Origin of the sequence: Fluviicola sp. (genome assembly GCF_030151805.1) — a bacterium.
GTDB lineage: Bacteria > Bacteroidota > Bacteroidia > Flavobacteriales_D > Crocinitomicaceae > Fluviicola.
Genome location: NZ_JASLCN010000288.1, coordinates 1 through 12,515 on the forward strand (window position 1 = coordinate 1; position 12,515 = coordinate 12,515).

The following is a 12,515-nucleotide window of genomic DNA, read 5'->3' on the forward strand; positions in this document are numbered from 1 at the left end:
AGGCAATCGGCGGTGTATGCGGAATTGCACTAACTGTGTAGGTTGTTGTTGCACCAGTGTGAAATGGTATTGCGGTTAAATTCGTACACGGGGTCGAGCATGGCAAGACTTGATCCGGTCCTGCATCAATATTAGGACAACCTGGAAATTGAGCCAACGACAACGTTGAGAAACCCAGAACGAACATAAACGGCAGAACAATATCGCAGATTGATCTGAAAGCAGTAGTTTTTTTCATAGTCATAGAGTTCTAGTTCAATTATATTGACTTGTTTTTTAACAAAGGGTTGCCTGAAATTTAACTTTTTTTATAATTCAAAATCCACACCTTTTGTTTTTTCTTCGTTTTATACTCTTTAAATGTTGTTGTGGCAAGTTCTTGATCCAATGAATAAAGAATTACAACATAGAAATAGTTATTTGCTTCATTAACGACTAAATAAGTATTCGGATATTCACCCAGGCTTTTGGCAAGTACCTGGTCAGCATTCTGCCTGTTAGAGAAAACCCCTGTGATTACATAAAACCCATCCGGAGATTCGCTTTTATCGAGATTCACAAAGTGATATCCTTTCGCAACCGGAATGACTTCCGGAACATCATTTTTAGGTTTAACCGTATCAACCGGAGTTACTTTCGCAATGTTTGAAAGTGAGTCTTTTTCTCTCTGCAATCTGTCTTTGCGAGCCTGATCCTCCAGCATTTTCTTCAGTTTATCTTCCAGTTCGTTTTTCAACTTCTGAACAGAGTCTCTTTGTCTCAACGCCAGTTCATCCACCACTCTCACTTCTTTCTCCACGATCTGAATTTCTTTTTCTCTTTTTCCCTTGAAAGAAAAACCAAGGAAAATCTCGTGATTCATACCGGTATTGTATGTTTTCATGGAACCAATCAGTAATTCATAGCTATAACCGACACGCAAAAAATCCAGAACCCGGACTCCGGCATTGAACTGAACCGCATAATCTGATTTATAGGTTGCAGAAGCCCAAAGCATATTGTTGTAAAGCCCCATTAAACTAACATCGTATTGAAACGGAACATGGGGCATGTATCTCAAAATCGCATTTGGCCGGATAATGAATTTTTCACCTGCGTGAAAATCATATTCCAATGACATCATGTAATGCCTTTCCAATTGATAATACCCTCTGCTCTTTTCACGGGCATATTTTACTTTTCCGCCGATTATCTGCGGAACTGAAATACCGATTCTCAAATCCTTCCAGTTGTACATCAACCCAACATTCATATCGAAAACCGGAGCAGTTGGCCTTAAACCGGTAAGATAAGGATCATTGATATCCTGCGCATTGATCTGATCATAATTGATCCGGTTATCCAACACTCCTGCCGAAACACCGAAACGGATATTCTGATCTTCATTGATCTTCAGTTTATAACTGTAATTCAAACTGGACATCAGCTGCTGCTGGATTCCCTGGTTTTGGTGCGCAACAACCAATCCCAATCCCATTTTTCCTTTTGCAATGGGTCCTTCAACGGTCAGATAATTATTAACCGCCGTTGATCCGAATGAGGAATAGCGCTGATTTCTGACAAAACTTGCATTCACGTAATCGCTTGCTCCCGTAGATGCAGGATTGTAGACAAACGGATTTATCAGATAATGATTGTAAAAAGGAACTTGTTGTCCAAATAGATTTCCCCAGCACAAACAAACAAAAAGTAGTAGTGTTTTATTCATTCCCCAATAGTGTAATAGTTCCTTTATATTCCTCCTCGGTTCCTCCCTTCAGAACTACATAATAGTAAGTTCCGTTAGGCAATTGTGCCCCTTTGTAGTCTCCCTTCCATTCGTTTTTGTAGTCTCCGTTTTCATACAGCAATTTTCCATACTGATTAAAAACTTTCACAGCTGTCATAGGAAAGAATTCAACTCCGGTGATATTCCAGGTATCATTGATCTGATCATTATTAACGGTCACAATATTGCGGATATTGAACTGAATGGGATCCAGTACTTTGATCAAAACCGTGTCTCCACCAACACACCCCTGTGCATCGATAACATAATAAGCATACTGTATCGAAACGGATGGTGTTGCAACCGGATTTGTAATCGTCGAATCGGAAAGTGTTGATCCGGGCATCCAGATTCCCGTTATTCCTCCGGAACCATTCAATGTAATGGATTCTCCCAGATAGATCGACGTGTCATTTCCCGCATTGGCTATCGGAGCCGGAAGCATAATGATCGTTACCGAATTTGAAACATCCGGCGGGCATACTCCCGAAAAGGCAACTGTCTGGAACATGACATTCCCGTTGATTGCAAACGTGTTATAGTTGATGGTATCCGAATCAGGAATTGTTTGCCAGGTCGTTCCGTTATCGGATGAAAACTGCCAGGACAGCGAATCAGCCACAGAACCCACTAAATGAAGTGCTTCCGACGTACCTTCACACGCTGTTCCACTTTGATTCAAAACTCCTGCAATCGGAACAGTATCCAATTGAATGATTGCCGTATCCGAATAATAATCGGGACAGAAAATACCATCCAAATGAGTTCTGTAAATGGTTGTTACTGTTTGACTACTGTAATCGTAAGCAGTTGTTGTATTGGTAATCGGATTCCAGGTATTTCCTCCGTCAGTGGAGGATTCCCAGCCCAAAATAGAAGTGCTTGCTCCACTAAGATTTAAAATTCCGGTAACTGCATTTTCGCACAAAGTATCCGAATCTCCCAAAGATGGTCGAACCGGAAGTGCTTGAACATAAATAATGGCAGTATCTGAAATCACATCCGGACATTGACCTCCTTCTGTAACCATGCGGTAAAAAGTTGTTTGAGTCAATCCGGAATAATTGTATATTCCTGTTGTGTTGGAAATTGAATTCCATGTGGAACCATTATCGGTAGAGAATTCCCAACCCAAAACAGATCCGAAAGTGCCAGTTCCGTTTACAGAACCCGATGCATTCGTAATACACAAGGAATCACTTCCGGCAAGCACTGTCTGAGGATAAACAGGATCGACGTAAATCAATGCCGTATCGGAATACACATCCGCACAAACGCCGCCATCCACCAACACTCTGTAAATGGTCGATGATGTAAGCGATGTATAATTATTTGTAGTCGTCGTATTTGTAATTGGCGTCCAGGTTCCTCCCGCATTCGTGGAATATTCCCATTGCAAAACTCCCATTGAATTTCCTGTCAGATTCAGTACTCCCGAAGCTGCATTTTCACACAACGAATCTGCTCCCGAAATCGTTCCGGCAGTAGCCGGAGGCTGAGAAGTGACTGTGGCATATCCCGAAATAGCATCCGGACAAAAACCTCCGTCAATTAAAACATGGTAGCGCGTATTTTGTGAAACGTTATTATAGGCAAGTGACGGTGTTGTATTCGCAACCGGACTCCAGGTTGCTCCTCCGTTGGTAGAAGTCTCCCAGGAAGTAATTGTCCCGTAAGACCAGCCTGAAAGAGAAAGTGTTCCTGCATTCGCTCCCTGGCAAACCGTAATATCGGATGTTACCGTCCCAGGAACAATCGGACAATCATTTTGAACAGCCCATTGAACCGTATCATTCAAGTGGTTTAAATCTCCTGCACGTGTTACCCAGACTTTGAGAATGTGTGCTCCGCAAGTGGATAAATTTGCCTTTACAGTAAAGCTGAAATTCCATGACGCGCCTGCCATCAGGTTAGAAGATAAAAGCTGATTGGTCAAACTACCACCATCTACGGTATAACTTACCTGGATCGTATTGGAAGGCATTACCACTCCGGAGTTGTTGTTGATCAAAACAGTGACTGTTTCGGTATTTGACAAGCTACAGCCTGAATTAGGAGAGAAATGGTTTTGTAACCAAACATCCTGAGCCTTTGTTATAGAAGTAAGTGTGGTAAAGAAGATCAACAAAAACAAGTATCGGCTAAACATAGAGTATAAGTGTTGATAAGCTATCGAATTTGAGATTCCTAACATTAACTGAATCGAAATTAACAGTTTTTTACAATTATTCCAAATGAACATTTTCTACATTTACCGTTAAGGCAACATTTTGGTTTTCTAAAAGCATATATAGCAGACTAAATCGTTGTTTCTATTCTTAAAACGGGTTTCAAAATCAGTTAGATGTATGAAATATTTCACAAAGCAATTTACATTATTATTTTTTTCAACATTTTTCAACTTTGCGTTTTCACAAAAACCAAGTTTGAATCCGAAAGCTTTTTCTGATTCCATTCGGCAGGGAGGAATTCAACTTTTGGATGTACGAACTTTCGGAGAGTACGGACAAGGCCACATTTCAGGAGCTTTTCAGGCCGACTGGAATAATATCAACCAGTTCAGTGAACGAATCGCTTCTCTCGACAAGGAAAAACCTGTTTACATTTATTGTTTAGCAGGATCGAGAAGCGCGGCAGCTCAGAAATGGCTTATCAAAGAAGGTTTCAAAACGGTGATCAACCTGGAAGGAGGAATCAACGCCTGGAACCTGGAGGATTTACCGGTAGAGGGCACTGAAAAAGTTGCACAGATAAGTTTAACTGATTTTCTCAACTCTCTTCCGAAAGATCGAACGGTATTAATTGATATCGGTGCTGAATGGTGTCCGCCCTGCAAAAAAATGGCGCCGATCATGGACGAATTAAGTGAGGAAGGATATACCATTATCAAAATTGATGGTGGTGCGCAGACAGAATTGGTGAAGGAATTAAAAGCGGGGGCTTTTCCAACTTTTATTGTTTACAAAAATGGGATTGAAGGTAAGCGATTGACAGGTGCTTGTTCCAAAGAAGATTTGAAGAAATTATTGGATTGAGGCTTAAAGAGTCTCTAATGAGAAGTCAAAAAAAGCTTCCAAACCCTTTATAAACAGTGAGAATTCGTAATATTGCAAATTGACAAGATGATTTTTCATAAGGTCAGTTTGTTTGATTTCAAAAATGTCATTTCGCAATTTTACGAATCTGTGCAATTTTCAAGAACCAGTCAGGACGTTATTTACTCAAAATCGAGATTGCTTCTTCCCGCTCTTTCCAGATATTCTCCAGAGTCATTCCAATTCCGGGATTCCGGTTCAGCCAGCGTTGCAAGTAATCTTTGTGAATCACTATTTTCCAGTCACTGACCTGATTTGGGTCAATGCGTTGTTCCCGAACCAATTTGGGTGCGATTCGCTCCAGTGCATCTGAAGTATCTGTAAAATCGAAACGTTCTCCTTTCAAGCGAAGGTAGCAGTGGCATTCGGGTAATGAAGTATAGGGTTTATTTTCGAAGAAATCGTTCAGTTTGGCATGTGTTTCACCATTCATTAAAAAGATTCCGGCAATCAGTTCAATTTCAGGATGCCCGTTTTCCAAAGCCAGTTCTGCCAACAAAGCATGTTTCGAAGAACAGGTTCCTTTTTGTTCTGAAAGTACCAATCCAAAATCTTCCCGGTTTGCATTTCTGCCATAAGAAAGTTTAGCAACAAAATTACAGGCCTCCACAAAGGAGTTGATTCCTGAATTTCGCAATTCCTTTGAATAAGGTTCGTCGGATGTGAGTTCGAAGTCAATCATTTAATTACGAGTTCCTGATTACAAGTTCCAAATGAATCCGAATCTCTCAATTTGTAATTCGGCATTCGTAATTGTCCTACATCCCCGGCATTCCGCCCTTCATGCCTTTCATTTGCTTCATCATGCTCATCATGTTCTTCGGATTACTCATCATTTTCATCATTTTCTTCGTATCCTCGAACTGCTTCAGCAATTTGTTCACTTCCTGAATATTTGTTCCCGATCCTTTAGCGATTCTGTTTTTTCGCTGTCCGTTAATCAGAGTCGGATTTGCACGCTCTTTCGGAGTCATGGAATAGATAATTGCTTCAATGTGTTTGAAAGCATCATCCTGGATATCTACATCTTTTACCGCTTTCCCCATTCCCGGAATCATTCCCATCAAATCTTTGACGTTACCCATCTTTTTGATTTGCTGAATCTGCCCAAGGAAATCGTTGAAATCGAACTGATCTTTCTGAATTTTGCGCTGAAGCTTTCTTGCTTCTTCCTCGTTAAATTGTTCCTGAGCGCGTTCCACTAAGGAAACCACGTCACCCATTCCCAAAATACGATCGGCCATTCGTTTCGGATAGAATACATCCAATGCATCCATCTTCTCCCCTGTCCCGACAAATTTGATCGGCTTGTCTACAACTGTTTTGATTGATAATGCAGCTCCACCACGTGTATCACCATCCAACTTCGTCAATACAACTCCGTCGAAATTGATTCGCTCGTTAAACGCTTTTGCTGTATTTACTGCATCTTGTCCGGTCATGGAATCCACAACGAACAAAGTCTCAGTCGGATTCAACGCTTTTTTCACACGCTCAATCTCGTCCATCATCGCCTCATCTACCGCCAAACGACCTGCAGTATCGACGATCACGACATTGAATCCGTTGCTTTTCGCATAGTTTACCGCAGCAGTAGCAATTTTAACCGGATCTTTTTCCTCTTTATTGGAGAAAACCTCAATTCCCAATTGCTCTCCAAGAACATGCAACTGGTCGATCGCAGCTGGACGGTAAACGTCACAGGCAACCAATAAAGGCTTTTTGTTTTTCTTTGTTTTCAGGTAATTCGCCAGTTTTCCGGAGAACGTTGTTTTACCGGAACCTTGAAGACCTGACATCAATACGATTCCCGGATTTCCCTGAATCTGGATTTCGCTCTCATTTCCTCCCATCAATTCCACCAACTCTTCGTGGCAAATCTTGATCATTAACTGGCTTGGAGAAATAGCTGTCAATACATTCTGACCCATTGCCTTGTCTTTCACACGAACGGTGAAATCTTTGGCAGTTTTAAAGTTCACATCGGCATCCAGCAAGGCTCTGCGAACCTCTTTCAATGTTTCTGCTACGTTAATTTCAGTAATTTGTCCTTGTCCTTTTAAGACTTTAAAGGCGCGTTCAAACTTATCGGTAAGATTATCAAACATGCTATTGAGCTATTTTTTTGGATTACAAAGATAAGAGTAATTGAAAATGGAGAATTGAAAATTCAAAAGGAATTACATAATTTATAAAAAGATAACTACAATTCAGAGTCTTTTCAATTGTCCATTATCCATTTTCAATTCAAAATTTCACCAAAGCACTGTATCCGACCAAACCCAAAGATTGTGTCATCACTCCACCGATAAAGGTTGAATCATTGACAAAAGACAAGGTTCCTGCCAGGCGATAACTATTCACACTTTGCGGATGGTTTTTCAGATTCATATAGGTTAAACGCTTTTTGTTGCTTCCGTTTGCATCCATGATCCACCAATCTGCTCCTTGTAATTGTCCGGGAAAAACCGCGCAATCTTTTCCGGTCATATAAACGATTTTTTGCCCGTTCGGTGTATAAGTCGGGGCTTGCGAAAAGCTTTCTTCTGTGAGTTTGGTAGTATTTCCGCTTGCCAGGTCGATCCGGTAAATGGGTGTTGACACCAGGTTATGTGATTCAAACGTGCTGTAAATCAAAATATCAGTCTTATCCGGACTGATGCTTTCTACTTCTCCTCCGGCAGGCTCTCCGTTTGGCTGATAGGTCCGAATATTCGAAAAAACGGGTTGCGGATTCCAGGAAACATCAGCTACTTTAAAAACATACGCCCCTGCCGCCAGGTTCAAATCCAGGAATACCGGAGCCTGAATACGTTCCGTCCATGCAAACAAGGTTCCATCGTTCGAAATGGCTCCATGAATGATTCCATGATTGTAATCGTTTGGAAAATTGGTCATCTGCCATGCCTGACTTCCATCCCGCTTAATGATCCACAAATCCGTGTAAGCTCCGTAACCTGGAATTGCATCTTCCGGAATTCGTGTATGTCCGCTTTCCGAAACATAATCGGTTTTCTCCACATAACAATATAAATATTGTCCCGTCGGATCCCATTCTTCTGCCCATTGATGCCTGTTGGAGGCCCACCCCGGATATGTCAGGGCAACTTCTCCCGTTCCGTCGTAATTGGAAATATAGATTTTGTAGGTTCCGTCTGCATCCGGTTTGTTGTATGCAACGCTGTTCGTTGCCTGGTTGTAGATTACTCCCATTGCACTTTCGCTGTACACTTCCATTGAAGCATACGAACTTCCGTCATTATCCGGATCTACTTTCTTTTTCTTACACGCATTCAATGCAAGAGCCAGAAACAACAAGGCTGTTAAGTATGCAGTAGTTTTCATACAATGATTTTAAAATCAATCGAATATATTCAATAATTCCGAATACCTGATAAGCAAATTTAAGATTCAATCGCACATTCGCCATATTGCGATTCGGTTCAAGTTTAGCGTCACAAAGCAAAAAAACAACTCATTGATTATCAATTAAAAGTGTAATTCGAAGCAATTAAACTTTCAAGCCAAGTTTTGAATTTTTCCGGCTATACACAAAATAGATCACCAAACCAATCACCAGCCAGATTACAAACGCGATCCAGTTCCGCAATTCAATCTGACTCATCATATACAAACAGGAAAGCAAGCCCAGCAAAGGAATGAGTGACAGATTTTTCCGGATTGTGACGATGGTAATAAACAACGTAAACAGGATAAAAATCCAGGTCGGAATTTTATGTGCAAAATGAGAGAATCCGGCATTGTATAATCTTTTCCCGGAAATTCCGATTGGTTTCAGCGCCGTTTCGATGGAGATTTTCGGTCCTTGATTGTAATAACTTTCCAAATCTGAATCCATCAGTTTGAATCCTTTTTCATCGTATCCTTCTAAAAAGTGAACCAGGCGCTTTTTTGTTGCTTCATCTAGCTGAGAAACCAACGAATCCTTCGAATTGCTTTTGATTCCTTTCAGGGAAGTTGGCAAATCAATCTTCGGGGCCTGTTCAAAATAAGCCAACAAATCCGACCCCACCAATGCAAGCCCGGCTTCATCAATTTGGATCACATGTGCCTTTAATTGAGCTGATTCCTCTTCGCTCAAATCAACGATCAAATCCTTTGTTTCTTTCAATTCCGAACGATTGGATAAAAATCCGACCATTTCGTTTTTGTATTCCGTAAAGCCAAGCACAATTCCTCCCACAACCAGGAACGGCAGTACATATTTCCCATTCACATACGGCGTTCTGAATTTCCCTCTCGGAATGTCTGTTTTATTTTGCAAAATGAGCACTCCGCCGCAAACCAATACGAATGCAAACAAGGTTCCGATACTGCATAAATCCGTTACCATGGTCAGGTTCATAAACAAAGCCGGAACCGCTACCACAAAACCAACCACAACCGTTGCAAAAGAAGGTGTTTTGTATTTCGGATGAACTTTCGAGAATTTTTTCGGCAGTAACCCGTCACGACTCATGGACATCCAGATACGCGGCTGCCCCATTTGAAAAACCAACAATACAGAAGCCATCGCAATGACTGCCGAAACAGCAATAATTCCCGACATCCATTTCAAATCAATTTCCCGGAAAACGAACGCTAAAGGATCTCCCACCGCAAGTACTTTGTAATTCACCAACCCGGTTAAAATCAACGAAATAATTACATACAAAATGGTACAGATAATAATTGCCCACATCATCCCGCGAGGCAAATCTCTTTGTGGGTTCTCACATTCTTCCGCAGTGGTCGAAATGGCATCAAAACCGATGTATGCAAAGAACACGGCGGAAACTCCTTTCAGAATTCCGGAAACGCCATTCGGAGCAAACGGACTCCAATTTTCAGTATCTACATAAAAAATCCCGACCGCAATCACCAATAAAATAACAGCCAGTTTGATGACAACCATCACGTTACTGGCATTCCGGCTTTCTTTCATTCCGCGGTAAACCAACCAAGTAATCAAAACAATAATGAATAATGCCGGAAGGTCAAAAATCAAATGCAATCCGAAAACATTCGGTGAAGTATTCCATGCCGTGTAAGCTGCCTGCAATCCCTGATCCAGGTTTTCAAAGGTTTTTCCTCCCTGCATCAAAGCCAATGCTTCGTTATAACCGTTATGCGCGGTCAGGTAATCCGTTTGAATCCACTGTGGGAGATGAACTCCGACTCCGTCGAGCATTCCGGTAAAATAATCACTCCAGCTAATGGCAACGGTGATATTTCCGATGGCATATTCCATGATGAGCGCCCAACCGATTACCCAGGCAATAATTTCTCCGAAAGCAACATACGAATAGGTGTAAGCAGAGCCGGCAACCGGAACCATTGATGCGAATTCGGCATAGGCAAAAGCGGCAAAACCACAGGCAATTGCAGTGAAAATAAATAGAAAAATCACAGCCGGACCGCCATTTGAACTGGCCTCACCGATCGTAGAAAAGATTCCGGCACCGATAATTGCAGCAATCCCAAAAGCTGCTAAATCTCTTACCTTCAAATGTTTTCCCAATGCAGTATGCCCATCTGCTTCCCCTTGTTGGGCTGAAGCAAGAATATCCTGAACTGTTTTTTTTCGAAAAAGGGAATTTTGTTTCATAGTATTTTGCAAGGAAAGCAAAAGTAAGAAAAAGAACAGTTTTTGATACCAGCAAACATTTGTGTGACCGGAAGTACCATTCCAATTGTTCATAAATCCTTCCAAATCCCGTGTAAACAGAGACTTTTCAATTTAATCCGGGTGGTGGGTAAATTCAGAAATATCATTCAAATCATATCAAATATTGTCAGATTGACTACTTTTACTCCCACTTACCTAAAATACTGGTTATGTTACAAAAAACATTCATTCTAGCCTCCATCCTAATTTTTGCAGGTTTTAACAGCCTGTTCGCTCAAAACAAAACAGATTTTAATGATTATACAACTTTAAGCTCAAAAGGCAGTATTCCTGAAGATTTCAGCTTATCTACCTATCAAAAAATCGAGCGCGATATTCAAGTTGACAGACCTGATCTGGCAATGAGTTTAAGACGGAAATTCTATACCGGAATTCATACCTCGATTGACGAAATCATTCATTCTGAAGTATGTGTATTCGGCGATCCGATCTCAGAATATGTGAGAGATATTGCAAAAAATCTGTTGAAAGACGACAAAGAAACGTTCAATCAATTGCGTTTTTACACCTTGAAATCGAATGAAACAAATGCTTTTTCAACCGACCAGGGAATTATTTTCGTTACAACCGGATTGGTTTCCCAGGTAAGTTCGGAAGCTCAGATTGCTTATGTGCTGGCTCACGAAATTGCGCATTACAAGCGGAAACACGTATTGGAGCGTTTCAAGCAAAAAACAGTGATGAAAAATCCCAATTACTACGAATTGAGTACGTATAGTAAAGAACGTGAGTTGGAAGCCGATTCGGACGCCATTGAAATTTACAAGAAAGCAGGTTATGACGAAGCATTGATCGAGCCTACTTTTGATGTATTGATGTACTCTTACCTTCCTTTTGATGAAGTTAAAATTCCGGAAACATTCTTCAACTCGAAAGAATTTTATGTTCCGTCCTTCAAATTCCCGAAAGAAGGTTTCCCGATCACTGCTGAAGAAAATTACAACGACAGCAAAAGTTCTCATCCCAATATTTCAAAACGTAAAAAACAGGTTTTGGATGTTTTGGAGAAAGGAAACGGATGGAACGGAAAAGCGGATTTGCTTGGAGAAGACCGATTTTATGAAATCAGAAATATTGCTCGATTCGAAACAATCAGAAATGCAATTCTATCTCTTGATCTGACAAATGCACTTTACTCAATTTTCGTTTTGGAGAAAGAATTCCCGGATTCTCATTATCTGAAAGTAATGAAAGCGAAAACCTTACTTGCCCTTGCTCAAACGAAATCAGCATCCATGTCTAAACCTTTTGAATCCAAACTTCACAAGGAGGGTGAAATTGCTTCTCTTCATGCAATCCTGAAAAAGATGGAGAAACTGGAACTTTCTTCCATCGCACTCAGACACATTTACGATATCCGCTCTGCGAACCCGAATGATTTGGAAATCCAGGCCATTTATGACCGCATGGTTGAAACAGCTGCCAATACCAAACAGTTTTCGCTGGAATCGTTTTCCAAACACAATTACGGACAGGCACTTGTTTTACACAAAGCTTACAATGATTCGATTGCAAAAATTCCGGCAGACAGCCTGAACAAACCGGAACCGGATAAAAATGTCGGGTCGAAATACGACAAGATCAAGAAAAAACGTTCAGCTGACGGAAACATCAGTTCCCAGGTTTTCGATTCTACAGCCTATTATTTATATGGAATGTCGGACATTGTTTCTGACAGTGCTTTCGTGAAATCATTCAAGGCGGCTCAAAATAGTTCCGCAAATCCAAAAAACGAAACCGACAAGGAGAAAAGTTCAAGACTGATTCCCGCAATTCCTGATTTGAAATCCAAAAGCATTGCTTTGGTAGAGCCGGATGTAGAAATTATGGAGTCATCAAAGAAGACGATCAAAATGTCTGAATTGATCAAGTCCTACTCCACCGAAATTATTCAGAATGAAGCTGCCGAAAACGGATACAATCTGAGCACGGATAATGCTCCTACTGAATTGAGCATTGAAGG

General features: G+C 41.0%; 9 protein-coding genes. 2 read left to right on the plus strand and 7 right to left on the minus strand.

Going from position 1 to position 12,515, the window contains the following annotated elements:
- The 3 genes from Q1V93_RS11040 to Q1V93_RS11050 form a co-directional block, all read right to left on the minus strand.
- A partial coding sequence (locus tag Q1V93_RS11040) for a hypothetical protein (protein WP_300664661.1) occupies nt 1-238 on the minus strand: 238 nt, incomplete at its 3' end.
- Nucleotides 239-298: 60 nt separating this feature from the next.
- On the minus strand, nt 299-1,708 hold the full coding sequence (locus tag Q1V93_RS11045; RefSeq protein ID WP_300664663.1) for a PorP/SprF family type IX secretion system membrane protein: 1,410 nt from the start codon (nt 1,706-1,708) through the stop codon (nt 299-301).
- The gene (locus Q1V93_RS11050) at nt 1,701-3,917 is read right to left on the minus strand and encodes a gliding motility-associated C-terminal domain-containing protein (RefSeq protein WP_300664665.1); all 2,217 of its coding nucleotides are present in this window, start codon (nt 3,915-3,917) and stop codon (nt 1,701-1,703) included. The genes Q1V93_RS11045 and Q1V93_RS11050 overlap by 8 nt, the downstream gene beginning before the upstream one ends.
- A gap of 277 nt (nt 3,918-4,194) precedes the next feature.
- Here Q1V93_RS11050 and Q1V93_RS11055 point away from each other — a divergent pair, with 277 nt between their 5' ends.
- On the plus strand, nt 4,195-4,803 hold the full coding sequence (locus Q1V93_RS11055) for a rhodanese-like domain-containing protein (protein WP_300664667.1): 609 nt from the start codon (nt 4,195-4,197) through the stop codon (nt 4,801-4,803).
- A gap of 178 nt (nt 4,804-4,981) precedes the next feature.
- On the opposite strand, the gene Q1V93_RS11060 is transcribed toward Q1V93_RS11055, so the two are convergent.
- From Q1V93_RS11060 to Q1V93_RS11075, 4 genes are all read right to left on the minus strand, one after another.
- Nucleotides 4,982-5,545, minus strand: a complete 564-nt coding sequence (locus Q1V93_RS11060; RefSeq protein WP_300664669.1) for a hypothetical protein — start codon at nt 5,543-5,545, stop codon at nt 4,982-4,984.
- A gap of 76 nt (nt 5,546-5,621) precedes the next feature.
- Nucleotides 5,622-6,971: a signal recognition particle protein gene (gene ffh, locus Q1V93_RS11065; protein WP_300664671.1), complete on the minus strand. Its 1,350-nt coding sequence runs from the start codon at nt 6,969-6,971 to the stop codon at nt 5,622-5,624.
- A 139-nt stretch (nt 6,972-7,110) separates the two neighbouring features.
- Nucleotides 7,111-8,208: a hypothetical protein gene (locus Q1V93_RS11070; RefSeq protein WP_300664673.1), complete on the minus strand. Its 1,098-nt coding sequence runs from the start codon at nt 8,206-8,208 to the stop codon at nt 7,111-7,113.
- Between the two features lie 166 nt (nt 8,209-8,374).
- Nucleotides 8,375-10,471, minus strand: coding sequence for an amino acid permease (locus Q1V93_RS11075; protein WP_300664675.1), 2,097 nt, complete (start codon nt 10,469-10,471; stop codon nt 8,375-8,377).
- 230 nt (nt 10,472-10,701) lie between these two features.
- Here Q1V93_RS11075 and Q1V93_RS11080 point away from each other — a divergent pair.
- Nucleotides 10,702-12,515, plus strand: a 1,814-nt coding sequence (locus tag Q1V93_RS11080) for a M48 family metallopeptidase (protein WP_300664677.1), incomplete at its 3' end; no start/stop codon positions are given.

What these genes read in the sequence shown, in the direction of transcription:
- Q1V93_RS11045 (WP_300664663.1), bottom strand. Translation starts at nt 1,708, where the DNA reads ATGAATAAAACACTACTACTTTTTGTTTGTTTGTGCTGGGGAAATCTA.
- Q1V93_RS11050 (WP_300664665.1), bottom strand. Translation starts at nt 3,917, where the DNA reads ATGTTTAGCCGATACTTGTTTTTGTTGATCTTCTTTACCACACTTACT.
- Q1V93_RS11060 (WP_300664669.1), bottom strand. Translation starts at nt 5,545, where the DNA reads ATGATTGACTTCGAACTCACATCCGACGAACCTTATTCAAAGGAATTG.
- ffh (WP_300664671.1), bottom strand. Translation starts at nt 6,971, where the DNA reads ATGTTTGATAATCTTACCGATAAGTTTGAACGCGCCTTTAAAGTCTTA.
- Q1V93_RS11070 (WP_300664673.1), bottom strand. Translation starts at nt 8,208, where the DNA reads ATGAAAACTACTGCATACTTAACAGCCTTGTTGTTTCTGGCTCTTGCA.
- Q1V93_RS11075 (WP_300664675.1), bottom strand. Translation starts at nt 10,471, where the DNA reads ATGAAACAAAATTCCCTTTTTCGAAAAAAAACAGTTCAGGATATTCTT.